This is a genomic window from Thiomicrorhabdus marina, from assembly GCF_017571465.1.
Classification (GTDB): domain Bacteria; phylum Pseudomonadota; class Gammaproteobacteria; order Thiomicrospirales; family Thiomicrospiraceae; genus Thiomicrorhabdus; species Thiomicrorhabdus marina.
In genome coordinates, this window is sequence record NZ_JAGETV010000019.1 from 1 (window position 1) to 17,799 (window position 17,799).

18 protein-coding genes are annotated in these 17,799 nt (G+C 44.3%); 13 read left to right on the forward strand and 5 right to left on the reverse strand.

Annotation, left to right across the window (positions count from 1 at the left end):
• The coding region (locus J3998_RS09675) for a hypothetical protein (RefSeq protein WP_208150462.1) at positions 1–193 on the forward strand (193 nt) is incomplete at its 5' end.
• A 134-nt stretch (positions 194–327) separates the two neighbouring features.
• On the opposite strand, the gene J3998_RS09680 is transcribed toward J3998_RS09675, so the two are convergent.
• Both J3998_RS09680 and exbB read right to left on the reverse strand, forming a co-directional pair.
• Entirely contained in the window at positions 328–711 is a 384-nt protein-coding gene (locus tag J3998_RS09680) for an ExbD/TolR family protein (protein WP_208150463.1), read from the reverse strand.
• Between the two features lie 11 nt (positions 712–722).
• A complete protein-coding gene (exbB, locus tag J3998_RS09685; RefSeq protein ID WP_208150464.1) occupies positions 723–1,166 on the reverse strand; it encodes a TonB-system energizer ExbB in 444 nt (147 codons plus the stop codon).
• A gap of 372 nt (positions 1,167–1,538) precedes the next feature.
• Here exbB and J3998_RS09690 point away from each other — a divergent pair, with 372 nt between their 5' ends.
• The 5 genes from J3998_RS09690 to J3998_RS09710 all read left to right on the forward strand — a co-directional run bounded on the left by J3998_RS09690 (position 1,539) and on the right by J3998_RS09710 (position 7,661).
• On the forward strand, positions 1,539–2,537 hold the full coding sequence (locus tag J3998_RS09690) for an MBL fold metallo-hydrolase (RefSeq protein WP_208150465.1): 999 nt from the start codon (positions 1,539–1,541) through the stop codon (positions 2,535–2,537).
• Positions 2,538–3,017: 480 nt separating this feature from the next.
• Complete coding sequence (gene hemP, locus J3998_RS09695) at positions 3,018–3,173, forward strand: hemin uptake protein HemP (protein WP_208150466.1); 156 nt, start codon at positions 3,018–3,020, stop codon at positions 3,171–3,173.
• Positions 3,174–3,341: 168 nt separating this feature from the next.
• Positions 3,342–5,762, forward strand: coding sequence for a TonB-dependent receptor (locus tag J3998_RS09700; RefSeq protein ID WP_208150467.1), 2,421 nt, complete (start codon positions 3,342–3,344; stop codon positions 5,760–5,762).
• 113 nt (positions 5,763–5,875) lie between these two features.
• Positions 5,876–6,985 (forward strand): alpha-hydroxy acid oxidase, encoded by a 1,110-nt coding sequence (locus tag J3998_RS09705; RefSeq protein WP_208150468.1) that lies wholly within the window; start codon positions 5,876–5,878, stop codon positions 6,983–6,985.
• Positions 6,978–7,661: a Fe2+-dependent dioxygenase gene (locus J3998_RS09710; protein ID WP_208150469.1), complete on the forward strand. Its 684-nt coding sequence runs from the start codon at positions 6,978–6,980 to the stop codon at positions 7,659–7,661. Before J3998_RS09705 ends, J3998_RS09710 begins: the two co-directional genes overlap by 8 nt.
• An 87-nt stretch (positions 7,662–7,748) precedes the next feature.
• Here J3998_RS09710 and serB read toward each other — a convergent pair whose 3' ends face one another.
• Positions 7,749–8,573, reverse strand: coding sequence for a phosphoserine phosphatase SerB (serB, locus tag J3998_RS09715; protein WP_208150470.1), 825 nt, complete (start codon positions 8,571–8,573; stop codon positions 7,749–7,751).
• A gap of 1 nt (position 8,574) precedes the next feature.
• A complete protein-coding gene (locus tag J3998_RS09720) occupies positions 8,575–8,985 on the reverse strand; it encodes an RDD family protein (RefSeq protein ID WP_208150471.1) in 411 nt (136 codons plus the stop codon).
• A gap of 92 nt (positions 8,986–9,077) precedes the next feature.
• Between J3998_RS09720 and J3998_RS09725 the strand changes: the two genes are divergently transcribed.
• Complete coding sequence (locus tag J3998_RS09725; protein ID WP_208150472.1) at positions 9,078–9,743, forward strand: energy-coupling factor ABC transporter permease; 666 nt, start codon at positions 9,078–9,080, stop codon at positions 9,741–9,743.
• Between the two features lie 74 nt (positions 9,744–9,817).
• On the opposite strand, the gene J3998_RS09730 is transcribed toward J3998_RS09725, so the two are convergent.
• On the reverse strand, positions 9,818–10,135 hold the full coding sequence (locus J3998_RS09730) for a hypothetical protein (protein WP_243750695.1): 318 nt from the start codon (positions 10,133–10,135) through the stop codon (positions 9,818–9,820).
• A gap of 377 nt (positions 10,136–10,512) precedes the next feature.
• Here J3998_RS09730 and guaB point away from each other — a divergent pair, with 377 nt between their 5' ends.
• The 6 genes from guaB to J3998_RS09760 all read left to right on the forward strand — a co-directional run bounded on the left by guaB (position 10,513) and on the right by J3998_RS09760 (position 17,751).
• Positions 10,513–11,973 (forward strand): IMP dehydrogenase, encoded by a 1,461-nt coding sequence (gene guaB / locus J3998_RS09735; protein ID WP_208150473.1) that lies wholly within the window; start codon positions 10,513–10,515, stop codon positions 11,971–11,973.
• Between the two features lie 93 nt (positions 11,974–12,066).
• Positions 12,067–13,647: a glutamine-hydrolyzing GMP synthase gene (gene guaA, locus J3998_RS09740; RefSeq protein WP_208150474.1), complete on the forward strand. Its 1,581-nt coding sequence runs from the start codon at positions 12,067–12,069 to the stop codon at positions 13,645–13,647.
• A gap of 165 nt (positions 13,648–13,812) precedes the next feature.
• Complete coding sequence (tadA, locus tag J3998_RS09745) at positions 13,813–14,331, forward strand: tRNA adenosine(34) deaminase TadA (RefSeq protein WP_208150475.1); 519 nt, start codon at positions 13,813–13,815, stop codon at positions 14,329–14,331.
• A 134-nt stretch (positions 14,332–14,465) separates the two neighbouring features.
• A complete protein-coding gene (gene cheD, locus J3998_RS09750) occupies positions 14,466–15,041 on the forward strand; it encodes a chemoreceptor glutamine deamidase CheD (RefSeq protein ID WP_208150476.1) in 576 nt (191 codons plus the stop codon).
• A gap of 10 nt (positions 15,042–15,051) precedes the next feature.
• Complete coding sequence (locus J3998_RS09755; protein ID WP_208150477.1) at positions 15,052–17,136, forward strand: chemotaxis protein CheA; 2,085 nt, start codon at positions 15,052–15,054, stop codon at positions 17,134–17,136.
• A gap of 33 nt (positions 17,137–17,169) precedes the next feature.
• On the forward strand, positions 17,170–17,751 hold the full coding sequence (locus J3998_RS09760) for a hypothetical protein (protein ID WP_208150478.1): 582 nt from the start codon (positions 17,170–17,172) through the stop codon (positions 17,749–17,751).
• Positions 17,752–17,799 lie beyond the last annotated feature (48 nt).

Consider the following 17,799-nt stretch of genomic DNA (forward strand, 5'->3'; position numbering starts at 1 on the left):
GGTTCAGGCTTCGGTTCAGGCTTCGGTTCAGGCTTCGGTTCAGGCTTCGGTTCAGGCTTCGGTTCAGGCTTCGGTTCAGGCTTCGGTTCAGGCTTTGGCTCAGGCTTTGGCTCAGGCTTTGGCTCAGGTTTTGGCTCAGGTTTTGGCTCAGGCGTCGGTTCAGGCGTCGGAGCAGCAAACATTGAGAGGTTAAGGTCTACTTGGCGAAGCTGCTCTTCTTGTTTCTCGATTGGTTGCAACCAGAGCCAGTAAGCTACGGCTGCAATTAAGCCATAGATAAGGGTGGTTAGTAATGTAGCGATAAGTGAAGAGCGTTGCATTGCGGGGTTATTTCTTTTCTGTCAGGATGGTTAGGTTATTTAGGCTTTGACCCTTTAATAGATCAATCACTTTCACAAAGGTCCCAAAATCGGCTTGCTTATCAACGCGTAGAGTGACTGGTTGTTGTTTTGCAAGGCTAATAAATAGCGCTTCTAATTGAGGTAAAGACTGAATCTGCTCTTCCAATAAAATATTATTGTCTTTATCAATTGCTAGAGCGATAGGGTCTAAATCGCTGGGTGGTTGATAGCTTTCGGTGTTTGCGGTTTGCGGCAAGTCGATATTCAGTTTGTCTTGCACAATAAAACTGGCGGTCATTAATACAATCGCCAGTAGTACTAGCATTACGTCAATCAACGGTATGACGTTGATGTTGTCAAAACGTTTCATAGATATAAGCCTTAAGCGCTGAGGTCGCGCTTGCCGTCTTGCATGGCGCGGTATTGGGCATTAATGACATCGACTTTTCGAACTAGGCCGTTGTAGAACATGATGCTCGGAATGGCGATGGCGATGCCGGCAGCCGTCGCTTTTAGCGCCAGTGCTAAGCCTAGCATAATAGCACCGGTATCTAGATCATGACCTTGGCCTAGATCGTAGAAAGTAATCAAGATACCAAGTACGGTTCCTAAAAGTCCAACATAGGGTGCATTGGCGCCAATGATTGATAGACTGGTTAAGTTCCGGCTAAGTGCAATATTAAGGTGTTCGTGATGGCTGAACTCTTGCCATTTTACGGAGCGATAATAAAAGAAACGTTCGAAGGTGATCCACAAGGCGATGAACCCCATTAGTCCCAAAATGCCGAAAACGGCGTAATCTAGATAGGCTTTAAGAAATTCCATAATGATTTATAAGTTTTTGATATTAATAATGAGAATGATTATAGATTATAAAAAAGTGTTTTTTGTAAAATTTTTGCTGACAGTTCGTTCAACTAGAGGTAATTACAAGGTCAATTGATTTTAGCCAAGAGAATACCCTGAATGATTTCACACGATATTCCCGCTTGTTGGGCGCGAAATTAGCAGTAAATAATTATCAATTTTTAATAGACCGCGACAATAGGTTAAGGCCAAATCGCCATTCTGTCGTCAGAGTTTATCCCAATAAGGGCTTATGCAGATTGTGAAGGATGGTGTTAAAATCACAGCGTTAAAATTTCTGGCGCTCAAAACGTAGGGCTGTCAGGTTACTAGTCTCGATAGGAGAATCGAATGAAACGTCGTGATTTATTTAAATCTGCTTTTGCTGTAGGTGCCGGCTTAGTTGGTGCTTCTGCGCTTCGTCCACTGTATGCTTCAGATGACATGGAATTTAAAGGTCCGGATGTACCGGATGTTGACGCAGTTAAGGTAACTGAGCATTGTTACACTATTCCGGCTATGGGGCCACACCCGACTCCTGATAATTTCGGTATGTTCTCTAACCCAGGTTTTGTGGTAACTAATGATGGTGTTGTTGTAATTGATACCGGCTCTTCGGTACAAATCGGCGAAATGATTCTTCGTCAAATCAAGAAAGTGACTGATAAGCCGGTTGTTAGAGTGATCAATACTCACTTCCATGGTGACCACTGGCTTGGTAACCATGCTTTTGTTAATGCCAATGCGAATGTTGAAATCTACTCGCATCAGAAATGTATCGATAACCTGAAATCCGGTCAGGACAAATTCTGGTTCGATTTCATGCAAAACAACACTAATAACAAAATCACAGGTACCGTTATTACGCTACCGAACAAAACCTTCCAAGGTGGTGAAGAGTTTGAAGTGGGCGGCGTGAAATTCAAGATTCACCACTTCGGCAAAGTTCACACTGATTCGGATATTTCAGTTGAAGTAACTACCGATAAAGTAATGTACATGGGTGATATGGTTATGCGCCGTGTTGCCAATATGGAAGACGGTTCTTTCCGCGGTTCAATTGATGCGTTAGGGCAGATTTCTGATATGGGTCTAACCACTTTCATCCCGATGCACGGCACGCCGGATGATGTGAAGCTCATTAACGAAGGTAAAGAGTTCATGGAAACCATCTATAGTAATGTTGAAGTGCTTTACGATGAAGGTCTTTCTGACTTTGAAATGAAGCCAATCATTATGGAAAAACCTTTCATGAAGAATGTCGCTGCACAATGGCCGGGGTATGAAGATACCATCGGTAAATTCATTGTGGTTGCGATTAAAGAGGTCGAGCAGTCGATGTTTGCGTAAGCTGACAAGCTTAACCTCCGTTCTACCGTTGAAAGCCCGAGTTGATTTAGACTCGGGCTTTTTTATTGGCTACATTTCCTCTTTGCTAGGGCCTGTCTTTTACTTTATCTCTTTTGGCGTTTAGTTGAGCGTCGATTTCACTGAAAATTTCATAGTAATAATTTCGTTTTAGAAATGCTTTTATAAAATTGGTTGATTATGTGAAACTAGATGTGTATCATTCTCATTTGCAAATGGTATTGAGAACGAAATAACTTTTGCATTTTTGTTCATTACGGCTTTTGTCACGGTCAAAAGACGATAGAAATATCGCTAAAGAAGGCTTGTAGCATTTGAATTTACAGTGCCGCATAACTTGTACTCTCCTCAGAAGTTTTACTTGTACAAAAGCCGAAATGAATAAATCAAGATAGATAAAGAAATTCAGAACAAGTCTCACTGAGACTTATTTCTGCGCTTTCATAGATAGGGAATTGTTTTATGCCGCATTCGGATCAAAAAACAGGCGAGGGAAAGCCTCGAACAGTTGATTCCAAAGAGTTGTTAGCAGGAGCAAAAACTCTATTCATTCAACATGGCGATCAGCAATATCAATTACGGGTCACCAAAGAAAATAAATTAATTTTGACGAAATAATCGTATCAAAACATTCATCGCAGCCAGCCAGTCTCCAATTGTAAGGATACAAGCCAGCCACGAAAGAAAATTAACAACGAGAAATCTTTCGGGTTTAGCAACCTTAGAACCTTTTGCTAATCATGTAATAGATGCTTAGCAAAAGGATAAATATTGGAGAAAAAACAAATGAGCAAGCAACTTTCGCCAAGACTTCAGTCTAATCAGTCTGGTGTTCAACTAAAGCCTTTACATTCTTTACAGCGCCAAGGTTTCAGTAAAACGAAAACAGCGGTTGCAATAGGGGTTGCGGTTAGTCTGTCATCTGCACCGGCATGGGCAGAAAGTGAAGCAGGTTCTACGTTAAACACCATTGAGGTGCAAGGCCAAAAGATTGATGATAACCCTTATGCTGAAAAGGGCGCGCCTTATAAAGCCAACCAATCAGGTGATGCGCGTCGAGTTAAGCCGCTAGCGGAAACGCCGCAAACGATTCAAGTGTTGACTCAGCAACAATTAAAAGATTCAGGGAAAACGGATTTGCGTGACATTCTTGGTGCGCAGCCTGGGATTACTATCGGTACCGGCGAAGGCGGTAACCTGTTTGGTGATCGCTATATCATTCGTGGTCATGAAGCGCGTTCAGACGTGTTTGTTGATGGGATGCGTGATCCAGGGATGACGACTCGTGAAAGTTTTGCCACCGAACAGATTGAGATTACCAAAGGGCCTAGCTCAAGTTTTGCGGGTCGCGGTACCACCGGTGGTGCGGTTAACTCGGTTACCAAACAAGCAAACCTAGGCCGTAGCTTTAATAAGCTATCTGGCGGTTTAGGCAGTGATGAATATCATCGTTATACCTTGGATTCAAATATGGTGTTAACCGATGATGCGGCATTGCGTTTAAATATTTTGAATGCCTATGAAGAAGTGCCGAATCGTGCTCCTGCCGATCGCGAGCGTAAAGGTCTTGCAGGCTCGGTTTTCTGGGCGCCGACCGATAAATTAGATGTGACGCTTGATCATTACACTATGGATGCCAAAGATAGCCCGGATTTGGGTTCTTATCTGGATACGGAAACCGGCAAGGTGAATGATGCTTTCCCAGCAGCAACTCAAGATGAAGATTTCTTTAATACCGATGTTGATTCGACGACTTTAAAACTTGGCTACCAAGTAGATGACAATATTCGAATTGAAAACACAACCCGTTCGGGTACCACCAATAATTCCTATGTGGTAACCGGTGTGCAGGGAAAAACTGGAGCGATCCTAACGCAGCAAGCGCAGGACGACCTCGCTAACGGAACTCGTACAGTGAGTGATTTAGATGCAAGTGATATCGACAGTACGTATAAAACGGCCGGAGATAAATCGAAAGCTGCCAGCCAAGACGTTGAATACTTCGCTAATGCACTGAATACCTATATTGATGCGCAGTTAGGCGGAATGAAGCACCAGTTCGTTGTCGGTCTGGAGTACTCAAGCCAAGATATTACCCGTTACAATAAATCGGTGAGTTCTTTAGGTGCCAGCAATTGTTATACTCCAATTACTGACCGTTCTACCGGACAAGTAACAGGTGTGAGTGAAAGCCGTTGTTTCTTAGATGAAAACGGTCAACCTGTTGATAATCTAAACAGTGTTCTTGGTAAGCAAGTTGGGGGCGATAGTTTGCACTCGATTTGGAAAATGAAAACCACCTCCTTTGGCATTATGGATACCGTTGATGTATCTGAGGATTTAACCATCCACGGTGGTATTCGTTATGATCAATTTGATTTGGATTTGACAACCTATAGCGGCGGCGCAGTTTCTGGTCAATACGATTATTCAGACGGGTTATGGAATGGTCATATCGGCTTTGTCTATGATGTTGCTGAAAACGGTAACGTTTATGCAACCTATAGTACAGCGGCGAATATTAATGGTGGTGAGTCGGATGTAGGAACCAGTGGTGGTTACGGCGGCTTTATTGATGCGCAAAGCATTGAGCCGGAAACAATCCAATCTTATGAATTAGGGACTAAGTGGCAGTTAAACGATAACAAACTTCTGCTTACGGCTGCACTTTTCCAAATTGATAAAACCGATGTAATGGAAGCAGCACGTGGCGCGGATTATTCTAATACCGGAACACCTAATACCGGTGGTAACCGTGTTCGAGGTATTGAGCTTGGTTTAGCAGGTAACTTAACTGAAAAACTAAGTGGTCAAATCGGTTTGACGATGATGGAATCTGAAATTACGGAATCTGAAACGGCTGATAATGTCGGTAAACCATTGGCTAACTTTGCCGATAATAAGCTAAATGCTTTGTTACGCTATCAAGTTGCGCCACAGTTTGCATTTGGTGGTGGTATGACATACACCAGTAAAATGACGGCCGGTCAGCCGGACAGCGCCGCAACCGATAGCTATACTTTGCCGGGTTATACTATTTTTGACCTATTCGCTAATTACCGTGTCAATAAAGACTTGGATATTCAGCTAAACGTAAATAATGTATTTGATAAAGATCACTATCTAGCTGTGTATCGTGGTGGCGGTGCGTTTGCTTATAAAGGTGATGAACGCAATATCCGCGTAACTTTAAACTATGAATTTTAATCATTAAACTTAGACAATTTGGAAAGGCAGGCTCGCACCGCTTTGCTTTTCCTCGTTGTAGCTCAGCGAATGTTGTATTGCGTTCGCTGAGTTTTTTAATTAAGGAGATCGTAATGATTACAGACTATCAGCAGCTGCAACGTCAGGTTCTGTGTGCGCAAGATTTTGAAACGCTTGCGCAGACACAACTTGATGAAGCTTTGTTTGCTTATATTGCCGGTGGAAGCGGCAGAGAGATTTCTTTGCAACGCAATTTGCAAGCGTTTAGCAATGTTCGATTATTACCGAATAGTTTACAAAATGTCGCCCAAGGATCGAGCGCTTGGTATTACAAGAATCACCGGTTTTCCGCCCCGATTTTTTTGGCTCCGGTAGCGCACCAAAGATTGCTTAATGAACAAGCTGAAATCGCCAGTGCGCAAGGTGCGGAAGCGATTGAACAAGGGATGATTTTGAGTACCTTTTCAAGTTATTCATTGGAAGAGGTTGCGCAAGCCAGTGCCGGTTGGCAGGCATTTCAACTGTATCATCAACCGAGAATTGAAGATTCAATGGATTTAATTCGGCGGGCAAAGCAAGCCGGTTATCAAGCGTTGGTGATTACTGTAGACGCTCCGGTTCAAAGCGTCTCTTTACAAGCCCGAAAATTAGGTTTTCAGTTACCGCAGGCTCTGCCGCCTAATTTAGAAGATTATCCGAATCCTTCGGTTGAGCTAGCGAAGGACGAGAGTTATATCTTTCAGGGTATCATGTCGCAAGCATTAAACTGGCAGACACTGACGCAATTAATTGAGTTCGCAAAAAACCTTGAGATAGAGGTCTGGATAAAAGGCGTGTTGAACCCTCAACAAGCACTACGTTTACAACAGCTTGGAGTCGATGCCTTAATTGTTTCTAATCACGGCGGCCGCGCTTTGGATCAAGCGCCAAGTAGCTTGCAAATGTTACCTAAAATCCGTCAAGCCGTTGGGGCTGAAATGACCATTCTGCTGGATAGCGGTATTCGCAGCGGGCAAGATATTTTTACTGCGCTTGCCAATGGCGCGGATGCGGTAATGATTGGCCGTTTACAAGTTTATGCGTTGGCCGTTGCCGGTGCGCTTGGCGTAGCACATTTACTTAAAGTGTTAACTGAAGAATTACAGATGACCATGGCTTTGTGTGGTTGTGCTAGTTTACATGAAATCAATGCAACACAGATTTTGGAGAGTGCTGATGTTTAAGATTATTGAGCAGGTTTTTTCACAAGAAGAGTGTCAGCACATTCTGCAAGAATTAGAACAGGGCGAATGGATTGATGGCGCACATACAGCGGGTTCTCTGGCGAAACGGGTCAAGCAAAATTTGCAGTTTGACGACCATAATGACGATGCGCAAGCATTGAGCAAAAAAGTGGAAAGTCGCCTTTTACAGATACCGGAATTTGTCAGTAATGCTTTGCCGAATAAGTTCTATCCACCGAAATTTAATCTCTATCAAAACGGTGGTTTTTATGGCGCTCATGTTGATAATGCGGTATTGCATAATCCGTACAGCGGCGAACAAGTTCGTGCCGACTTATCGGCTACGCTGTTTTTAAACAGCCCAGAGAGTTATCTTGGTGGTGAGTTACAAATCGATACCGGTATGGGAGTGCAAGAAATCAAGCTGAATGCCGGAGATATGATTTTGTATGACTCTGGTGCATTGCATCAAGTACTTCCGGTCACGGAAGGGCAGCGTATCGCTAGTTTTATGTGGGTGCAGAGTTTAGTGCAAGACGGTAAGGCGCGAATGATGCTAGCGCAACTGGATAGTAATATTCAGGCTTTACGCCAAGAGCTGGGTGACGAGCATGATTCGGTTCTGCAACTGACTGAGCTATATCATAATTTATTAAGATATTGGACGGTAAGTTAACTCTTCTTGTCCATCTCCCCAAATTATAAAAAACCGAAGCATCGGATAGAGTCATGCTTCGGTTTTTTATGTTTAGGTCAAAAGGTTTTATCCTATGAAGTCTAGAATTGCATCCAGTCCACGATGGTTTAATGCGGTGGATGCTTTAGCTTGTACCGCCGGTTTAGCATGATAGGCAACGCTTAGTCCTGCCTCGTTCATCATCAATAGATCATTGGCGCCATCGCCGGCAGCAATAACTTGGTTAGGCGTGATGTTGAGTTCGGCACATAGTTCGTTCAAGAAATCCGCTTTGGCTTGTGCACCAACAATACTGCCGACCACTGAACCATTTAGTTTGCCGTCGGTTTCAGCTAAAACATTGGCGCGCGCATAATCTAATCCCAGCTTTTCTTTCAGGCGCTCAGTAAAGAAGGTGAAGCCGCCGGATACGAGCGCGAATTTGATGTCTTGCGATTTTAACCCCGTAATAAGGGCTTCAGCGCCAGGGTTTAGCATCAAGCGTTCATCGTATACCGTTTGCAGCATGTCCGTATTTAGGCCGGTCAGTAAGGCAACACGTTTGGTCAGTGAACCTTCAAAATCCAATTCGCCGCGCATCGCCGCTTCGGTAATCGCAGAGACTTGCGGCTTGATGTTCATATAGTCCGCAATTTCATCGATACACTCGATGGCGATCAGAGTCGAGTCCATATCGCTAATCAACAATTTAACCTGTGAGCCGTCAAAGCCTTCCGGCAATAAGTTGATATCCAGTTCTGACTCTTGGCGAAGTTCGAACAGTTTTTCGGCATCAATGCTAGCGCATTCAATACGATAGTGATTGTTTCGGGCTTGCAAATCACCGACTGATTTCAGTAAGGTGTGTTGCGCATCGTTAAGCGTTGGGCTGTGAATAATTAGGGTTGGCATGCTAGTCCTTTGGGTTTTCGGCATCAGAAACGGCAACTATTTTAGTCTTTGCTAATTGGTCGTGCAAAAGTTGTTTTTTCGGGAGTAGGAGTCCAATCCAGCTAATGCCGAATAACAGCACCATGAGTAAGAACCGCAGGTTGGCATTATGGCGGGTCAGAATATAATCGTCCTCGCGCAATAGCTGTAATTTCCATGTGCGCAGTCCTGGTGTTTGCCCAGATTGTGTCCAGAAATAAGTCAGGTAAATATAGGTAATCGCGATCAAGTAAATTTGAAAGGCCAGATTAATTTTATCGTTGCCGGCAAAATCACCGCCTTGCCAAATAACAAACGGAATGGCCGAGGCAAACCAGACGGCACAAAGTAAGATAAAATCGTAAAACATGGCAAATAAGATTTTAAAAGGCATACTGTGTTCACTTTGCTTGGCAAATTTAAAGTGTGCCTATTGTAACCAAGAGTGATGTTTTTAGCTTGCCGAAAAAAGGAGTGTAGGGAGCAATGAATCTATATGCAGAGAATCTAAGCCTGTCGTTACTGGTGTTCGGTTGGCTGAGTCTACTGGGTATTTTAGGCTGGGCGTTGAAAACGGCGCCTTGGTACAAAGTCAAAAGTGACAGCGGGGCGCAGAATATTTGGCTGTTTATCTCGGTGGTCGTATTTTTCGTTTGGCAATTGGGCGCCAGTCTAGGCAATGGAGTGACCTTTCATTTTTTGCTAATGACAATGATGACTTTGATGTTTGGTGTGCAGTTTGCCTTTATCGGCATGTTGTTAGTGCTGCTTGGGGTGACTTTTTTTTCCGATCTTGGTTGGCTTGCTTTGGGTGTTAATGCTCTGTTGATGGGCGCGGTACCGATTCTAATTACTCAGCTGATGTTGCGTATCAGCGAGCGGTATCTGGAACAGAATTTTTTCGTGTATGTGTTTTTTAATGCTTTTCTCGCTGCCGGTGTTGGCGTGGTGTTGGTGCTGGTTTTAGGTGGTGTGATTATGGGGGCAAATGAAGTGCACAGTTTTGAGTATCTGGCGCAGCATTATTTTCCGTTTATTCCATTGATGGCAACTCCAGAGGGCTTTGTGAATGGAATGTTGATTGCGGCGATTGTGTTGCTGAAACCGCACTGGCTAAGCTCTTTTTCGGATGCAACCCATTTGAAGAAATGATTGCTTGGCAGTTTCTGAAGGCATAAAAAAACCCGAGATTAACTCGGGTTTTTCATTGAGCGGCTAGGTTGGAATTATTTTTCCCAAGCTGCTTTAACGTCGGCAGTCATTTGCGCCATTTCACCTTTAGCAGTGCGCATAGCTGATTCAGCTGCAGATTCCATTTTCTTAGCATCGCCCTTTTTCTTCGCTTCATCATACTGTGCAGAGTAAGTGTCGAAGTAGTTTTGCTTCATTTTTTTCTGTTTCCAAACGAAACCACCGGCTTTAGCTTCACCATGGATTTTAGCGGCTTCAGCCATTTTCGCGTCTAAATCTGCGCTTGCGTTTGCAGCACCGTTAAAACCTACTAGAGCCATTGCAACGGTTAGACCAGCGATTAATTTCTTCATTTTTTATCCTCCAAAAAACGTCGTTCTTTATCTATGAGCTGTTGAGTGATTTTCATAATGACCAAATAGTCGATAGTGAAAATCCATGCTTTTCTAAATTTATTGTTGTACGTGAAAAACAGCATTTAGGAATCGAGAGAAACTTAAAAAATTGCCGTTTTTTACATAGATGCATACGTTATTAAGTTTACCCCGTCCGTGTCAATCTTTATAATAGCCATATTCTAAAAATCTTGGGGTTATTTTTCTTATGTCAGATAAAGAAAATTTAATCTAACTGCTTGATTTTTCGTTATAAATTGAGCGGCACGGCTAGAAAAGCCACGAATTAGAAAAATAACTAATTAGCCCATAAGCTTTCGTATAAGGTAGAAAACATGAGAATTTTACAAGAAGCCCTTACGTTTGATGACGTTCTTTTGGTCCCGGCACACTCGACGGTGTTGCCAAATGATGTGTCATTGAAAACGAAATTAACGCGTAACATTTCGCTAAACATTCCATTTGTTTCTGCCGCGATGGATACTGTTACCGAAGCACGCCTTGCGATTTCTATGGCGCAAGAAGGCGGTATCGGTATTATCCATAAAAATATGACTATCGAGCAACAGGCGCACGTGGTTCGTAAAGTTAAGAAATTCGAGCACGGTGTTATCGCTGATCCGGTAACCGTTGATCAAAATATGACGGTTTTGGAAGCGTTGGAAAAAACTAAAGCGAACCGCGTTTCCAGTGCGCCGGTGATGGATGGTTCTGATTTGGTTGGTATTGTTACTAGCCGCGATTTCCGTTTTGTTGACGATTTATCGGTTCCGGTTTCAACCATTATGACGCCGAAAGATAAATTGGTAACAGTGAAAGAAGGTACTGAGCGTGACCAAGTGCTTGCTCTTTTCCATGAGCACCGTATTGAACGCGTATTAATTGTCAACGACGATTTCAAACTACGCGGCATGATTACCGTTTCTGACTTTATGAAGTCATCGGATCACCCGAATGCGGCGAAAGATTCAGAAGGTCGTCTACGTGTCGGTGCCGCTGTTGGTACCGGTAAAGAGACCGAAGCTCGTGTTAAAGCACTCGTTGAAGCCGGCGTTGATGCGATTATCGTTGATACTGCACACGGCCACTCACAAGGTGTGCTTGATCGCGTTGCATGGGTTAAGCAGAATTACCCGCAAATTGACGTTATCGGCGGCAACATTGCAACCGGTGAAGCGGCGCTAGACCTGGTTAAAGCCGGTGCGGATGCGGTTAAAGTCGGTATCGGTCCCGGTTCAATCTGTACCACTCGTATCGTTGCCGGTGTTGGTGTTCCACAGATTTCTGCTATTTCAAACGTTGCGAAAGCATTGGAAGGAACCGGTGTTCCGCTGATTGCTGACGGCGGTATGCGTTTCTCTGGGGACGTGGCTAAAGCATTGGTTGCCGGTGCATCTGCTTGTATGTTCGGTTCAATGTTTGCTGGTACGGAAGAGTCGCCGGGTGAAGTTGAGTATTACCAAGGCCGTGCTTATAAATCGTACCGAGGCATGGGATCTCTAGGTGCAATGGCGCAACCTACCGGCTCTTCTGACCGTTATTTCCAGTCTTCAAATGCAGAAGATAAATTGGTACCAGAAGGAATTGAAGGGCGTATTGCTTATAAAGGTGCACTGTCTCCAATTATCCATCAGCTAACCGGTGGTCTGCGTTCGGCGATGGGCTATACCGGTTGTCCTGATATCCCGACCATGAACAAGAAACCTTCATTTGTTCGTGTGACTGCTGCGGGTATGACCGAGTCTCACGTGCACGATGTAACCATCGTTAAAGAAGCGCCAAACTATCGCGTGTAATTTGCGAATGATGTCGCATTAATCAACAAGGCTTTTGCGGTTTATCTGCAAGAGCCTTGTTGCGTTTTTAAAGAATTCAATCCGGAAAAAAATATGTCACAACATAATATTCATGACCATCGCATTTTGATTTTGGACTTCGGTTCGCAATACACACAGTTGATTGCGCGTCGTATCCGTGAAATTGGTGTTTACTGTGAAGTAGAACCTTGGGATATCGATGCCGCCGATGTGGAAAAATTCGGCGCTAAAGGGATTATCCTTTCTGGTGGTCCTGAAACGGTCATCGGTGATGATGCGCCATTTGCCCCTGAAGTCGTATTCAATCTTGGTGTGCCTGTTTTGGGTATTTGCTACGGTATGCAAACCATGGCGCAGCAGCTTGGCGGTCAAGTCATTAATGCTGACGAACACGAGTACGGTTATGCACAGGTTCGTGCGCATGGTCATACTAAATTGCTAATCGACATCGAAGATGAAGTTACGCCGGAAGGTTACGGCATGCTGGATGTATGGATGTCGCACGGTGACCGTGTTGATGCTATGCCGGAAGGTTTCAAATTGATGGCATCAACCGGTAATTGTCCAATCGCCGGTATGGCAAATGAAGAGAAAAACTTCTACGGCATTCAGTTTCACCCGGAGGTAACGCACACTAAGCAAGGGAAACGCATGATCGAGCGTTTCGTGGTTGAGCTATGTGGTTGTGAAAAACTTTGGACCACTGAAAATATTATCGACGATAGCATCAAACGTATTCGCGAGCAGGTTGGTTCTGACCAAGTGATGCTAGGTCTTTCTGGTGGTGTGGATTCATCGGTTGTTGCTGCACTGTTGCATAAAGCGATTGGCGATCAGTTAACTTGTGTCTTCGTTGATCATGGTCTACTGCGTCACCAAGAAGGTGATCAAGTGATGGCGATGTTCTCGGAAAACATGGGGATTAAGGTTATCCGTGCCGATGTTGAAGACCGTTTTATGTCGGCTCTGGCAGGGAAAACCGACCCAGAAGAGAAGCGTAAAATCATCGGTCGCGAGTTTATCGAAGTATTTGACCAGGAATCTGCGAAGCTGGAAGGGATTAACTGGCTAGCGCAAGGGACGATCTATCCTGACGTTATCGAATCAGCAGGTTCAAAAACAGGTAAGGCTAAAGTGATTAAGTCGCACCACAATGTGGGTGGTCTGCCGGAAGATATGAAAATGTCTTTGATTGAACCGCTTCGAGAGTTGTTTAAAGATGAAGTCCGTAAGTTAGGTGTAGCACTTGGTTTGCCATACAATATGGTTTACCGACATCCTTTCCCAGGGCCTGGTTTAGGCGTACGTATTCTTGGTGAAGTGAAGAAAGAGTATGCCGACATTCTTCGTTTGGCAGATCATATCTTTATCGAAGAGCTGCATAAGTGGGAACTTTACGATAAGACTTCACAAGCGTTTGCGGTATTCCTACCGGTTAAATCGGTTGGTGTTGTCGGTGATGCGCGTCGTTATGATTATGTTGTTGCACTGCGTGCCGTTGAAACCATCGATTTTATGACCGCGCGTTGGGCGCACCTGCCATACGAATTCTTGGAACATGTTTCTGGACGTATTATCAATGAGATTCCGCGAATCACTCGTGTAACCTATGATATTTCGTCGAAACCGCCAGCAACAATCGAATGGGAATAACTTTTAGCTTCCTAAAACTCTCCAACTCTGCGTTACTCAAAGACTCGTTTAGTTCACTAAACGTCGCCTTTGAGTGCCTTGATTTGAAAAGTTTTAGTTTGCTAAAAGAGGTGTAAGATTTTGAGAGGGCTTTCGTTTGAAAGCCTTTTTTGTATTTGAGTGTTTATGAAAGTTCCTGAAAATTTAACACCAGAGCGGCAAGACGAATTCTGGATGCAGCACGCCTTAGAATTAGCTAATAAAGCTGAGCAATTGGGTGAGGTTCCGGTGGGCGCGGTTTTGGTTGCGGATGGCGAGTTAATTGCCGAGGGGTGGAATCAGGTAATTACCACTAATGACCCAACAGCACATGCTGAGGTGGTTGCACTGCGTAATGCGGGGCGGGCTCTTGAGAATTATCGTTTGGTGAATACCACATTATATGTAACCCTTGAACCATGCCCGATGTGCGCCGGCGCTTTAGTTCATTCCAGAGTCGCCCGAGTGGTATTTGCTGCACCGGATCCGCGCACCGGAGCAGCCGGTTCAGTTTTCAATTTATTACAAGCACCGCAGCTTAACCATCAATGTCAAATTACCAGCGCGGTATTGCAAAATCTCTGCGCTGATAAGATTCGTCAATTCTTCAAACGTCGCCGCCAAGAGCAAAAACAGGCAAAACTTGATTCATCACAAAATAGCTGATGCTCTCGGTTGCTCCCCTATAGTATAAGTGCGAATATAGTCAATATCGCCTTGCTTACATGGATAGCTGTAAGACAGGGTTATTCTTAAGCGACAGGCGAACGGATATCGCTTGATAAAAATTAAGAGCAATTATGCAAAAAAGTATTGATCCGGCAGAAGGGATTACTACCGTAAAAATACTGCCCGGCGAATTTTATGTGACCAAAGATAATGAGCGAATCGAGACGGTGCTCGGTTCGTGTATTGCCGCTTGTGTACGAGACCCGATTGCAGGGCTTGGTGGGATGAATCATTTTATGCTACCGGTAGATAAAAGTGCTGCTGCAGCAAGTGAGTTGTCCGATGCAAACCGCTACGGTAACTATGCGATGGAAAATTTGGTCAATGCCCTGCTTAGTCGAGGTGCAAAACGCGAGCGCTTGGAATTTAAACTGTTTGGCGGCGGTCGAATCATGGCGTCAATGACCAATATTGGTTGGTACAACATTGGTTTTGCATTTGATTATATCTATACCGAAGGGTTTAAAATCGTTGCCCAAGACATTGGTGATGTTTTCCCGCGAAAAGTTATTTATTACCCAAATAGTGGGCGCGCTCGAGTGCGCCGACTCAATAAAATGCATAATGAGAGTCTTGCGGCGCAAGAAAATCAATATATTCACAATATCGAATCGAAACCGGTCGAAGGCGATGTAGAACTATTCTGAGGACATGACTATGGACATGATGGAAACTTTCCGCCAAACCTATCTAGAAGAGAGCTTTGAAGGTTTGGACATAATGGAATCAGGCTTGTTGAACCTGCCGCCGGGAACGCCAGATAACGAGAAGATCAATGAAATCTTCCGCGCTGCACACTCGATTAAAGGCGGCAGCGGGACTTTTGGTTTTACTGAAATAGCCGGTTTTACCCATGTACTGGAAACGCTATTAGACGAGATGCGTGACGGCTCGCGAGAGGTTACTCAAGATTCTGTCGATGCAATGTTAGCGGCGGTTGATGTCTTGCGCGACATGCTTGAAAAATTGCAGAACCACGAACCGATCGATGAGGAGCGTGCCAGTGAAGTTCAGCAGTGGATGGAAGCGATTTTAGGTGGAGAGTCCTCGCCCGAAGTTTCCGTTGAGGCTGAAGAGGTGGCTACACCGGCAGTTGGCGGTGCTTGGAAAATCGAGATGATTCCTGAGCCGGAGCTCTTACAAACCGGGAATGAACCAATTCGTATTTTTCGAGAATTGGAAAGTATCGGAAATCTGCAAGTTACCGCAGTCACCGATAAATTGCCTGAGATTCACGCTTTTAACCCTGAGCATGTCTATCTGTCATGGCGTCTTGAACTAGAGGGCGAAAACGTAACTGAAGAAGCGATTCGTGAAGTATTTGAATGGATTGACGGAGACGGTGCGGAAATTCGCGTTGAAGCACCGCCGGTACCGATAGCGACTGAAGTAGAAGTTGTTGAAGACGTTTCTGTTATTGCTGAAACTCCTGTGGTTGAAGCTCCGCCAAAATCGGCTGCAACGGCGTCAGCGAAAAAAGCACCGGCAGCGGCCAAAGGGGGCGATAAAGCGCCTAAAGCAGAAGGTTCAATTCGTGTTGATTTAAGCAAAATTGATCAGCTGGTTAATTTGGTCGGTGAACTGGTTATCACTCAGTCGATGTTAAGTCAGTTCGGTGAGCAGGCAGAAGAATCGGCGCACGGCTCTGATAATGACAATCTTGATTGGGTTGATAAGTTAAAAGAAGGCTTAACGCATCTGGAACGTCATACTCGTGAACTGCAAGAAAGCGTCATGAATATTCGCATGTTGCCAGTGAGTTTTGCCTTTAACCGTATGCCGCGCATTGTGCATGATGTCAGCCAAAAGCTTGGTAAGAAAATCGATTTGGTGATGGAAGGCGAAGGCACGGAATTAGATAAAACCATGTTGGAACAGCTGACCGATCCATTGGTGCATATTGTTCGTAACTCAATTGATCACGGTATTGAAGGCCCTGAAAAACGGCTTGCAGCAGGTAAATCTGAAACCGGTACGGTGAAAATGGCGGCTTTCCATCAAGGTGGCAATATCTTGATTCAGATTACCGATGACGGTGCCGGCATTGACCATGAGCGCATTGAACAGAAAGCGATTGAGAAAGGGGTGATTGATGAAGATCATCATCTGACCCGCGAAGAAATTATTGACCTGATTTTCCACCCTGGGTTCTCAACCGCAGAGGTGATCAGTGATGTTTCCGGTCGTGGTGTTGGCATGGATGTGGTGCGCCGAAATATTAAGTCTCTAGGTGGTTCCGTTGATGTTAAAACCGAAATAGGAACCGGCAGTATTTTTACCATTCGTTTGCCGCTAACTTTAGCAATTCTGGATGGACAGCTCTGTTCCGTCGGTTCGCAAACCTACGTTATTCCTTTGGTTTCAATTATCGAATCGATACAAGTCGATAAAGGTTTGGTCAAAGGTATTGCCGGGGAAACCGAACTTTATAAACTACGTGATTCTTATATTCCAGTCATCCGTTTGCACAAAAAACTGGGTGTACATGATGCGCAAGAAGATCTGGAAAAAGGCCTTCTGGTCGTCGTAGAAGAAGGTGGCCAACGAGCCGGTATTTTTGTTGATGATCTGTTAGGTCAGCAACAGGTAGTCATTAAGAGCTTAGAAAGCAATTTTATGAAGATTGATAGTATTGCCGGTGCGACCATTCTTGGTGATGGGACAGTATCATTGATTCTGGACGTGAATGAAACCTTAGCGAATCATCACAAGGGCGGTACTCCGCAATTACACGCTGCATAAGAAAGTGCAAATCAGCAAGAATTAGGAAAATTCATGTCGCAAAAATATGACTATTCATTGGGCGCCAAAGAGGTTCAAGAGACGATTTTGATCTTGAATTTATCGGTTGCTCAGATTGACTTATCGATTACCGAAGGGGATAACTCGGTCAATACGCTAATCGATTCTTTTACCTATATGTCTCAGCATATTGAGCAAATTCAATCAACCAGTCTGAATTTAATTGAAACTGCCGAACAGGCCAGTGAAGAGTTGAGCAATCACCATAGCGTATTGTTAAGCGAGGCCGGTGAGCTTTCCAGTAAGATGCAGCAAGCGATTATCGCTTTTCAGTTCTATGACAAATTAAGCCAGCGTTTATCGCATGTTTCACATGGTTTATCGGGCTTGGCAGAAATCGTCTCGCATGAAATGAGAGTCAAAAGCCCGGAAGAGTGGGATGCCTTTAAGCAGAGTGTACGCAAAGGCACCACCATGCGCGAAGAAGAAGAGTTGTTTGAACTGATTTTTGACAATCATGTTCCTGCAGAAGAAGCGATTGAGATTATGAAAGACCGTATTCGTCAGCGTATGCACGATGAAGAGGAAGAGGAAGAAGAGATTGAGTTTTTCTAAAATTGAACGATAAGTTTTTCACTTTATAAGGAAATGGTAATTTAGAAA

Bases quoted from the DNA above. Each gene is read 5' to 3' on its own strand.
- tadA (WP_208150475.1), top strand. From the start codon at position 13,813: ATGAAAGTTCCTGAAAATTTAACACCAGAGCGGCAAGACGAATTCTGG.
- J3998_RS09730 (WP_243750695.1), bottom strand. From the start codon at position 10,135: ATGAAGAAATTAATCGCTGGTCTAACCGTTGCAATGGCTCTAGTAGGT.
- J3998_RS09710 (WP_208150469.1), top strand. From the start codon at position 6,978: ATGTTTAAGATTATTGAGCAGGTTTTTTCACAAGAAGAGTGTCAGCAC.
- J3998_RS09705 (WP_208150468.1), top strand. From the start codon at position 5,876: ATGATTACAGACTATCAGCAGCTGCAACGTCAGGTTCTGTGTGCGCAA.
- J3998_RS09755 (WP_208150477.1), top strand. From the start codon at position 15,052: ATGGACATGATGGAAACTTTCCGCCAAACCTATCTAGAAGAGAGCTTT.
- guaA (WP_208150474.1), top strand. From the start codon at position 12,067: ATGTCACAACATAATATTCATGACCATCGCATTTTGATTTTGGACTTC.
- J3998_RS09690 (WP_208150465.1), top strand. From the start codon at position 1,539: ATGAAACGTCGTGATTTATTTAAATCTGCTTTTGCTGTAGGTGCCGGC.
- exbB (WP_208150464.1), bottom strand. From the start codon at position 1,166: ATGGAATTTCTTAAAGCCTATCTAGATTACGCCGTTTTCGGCATTTTG.
- J3998_RS09680 (WP_208150463.1), bottom strand. From the start codon at position 711: ATGAAACGTTTTGACAACATCAACGTCATACCGTTGATTGACGTAATG.
- J3998_RS09760 (WP_208150478.1), top strand. From the start codon at position 17,170: ATGTCGCAAAAATATGACTATTCATTGGGCGCCAAAGAGGTTCAAGAG.
- J3998_RS09700 (WP_208150467.1), top strand. From the start codon at position 3,342: ATGAGCAAGCAACTTTCGCCAAGACTTCAGTCTAATCAGTCTGGTGTT.
- serB (WP_208150470.1), bottom strand. From the start codon at position 8,573: ATGCCAACCCTAATTATTCACAGCCCAACGCTTAACGATGCGCAACAC.
- J3998_RS09720 (WP_208150471.1), bottom strand. From the start codon at position 8,985: ATGCCTTTTAAAATCTTATTTGCCATGTTTTACGATTTTATCTTACTT.
- hemP (WP_208150466.1), top strand. From the start codon at position 3,018: ATGCCGCATTCGGATCAAAAAACAGGCGAGGGAAAGCCTCGAACAGTT.
- cheD (WP_208150476.1), top strand. From the start codon at position 14,466: ATGCAAAAAAGTATTGATCCGGCAGAAGGGATTACTACCGTAAAAATA.
- guaB (WP_208150473.1), top strand. From the start codon at position 10,513: ATGAGAATTTTACAAGAAGCCCTTACGTTTGATGACGTTCTTTTGGTC.
- J3998_RS09725 (WP_208150472.1), top strand. From the start codon at position 9,078: ATGAATCTATATGCAGAGAATCTAAGCCTGTCGTTACTGGTGTTCGGT.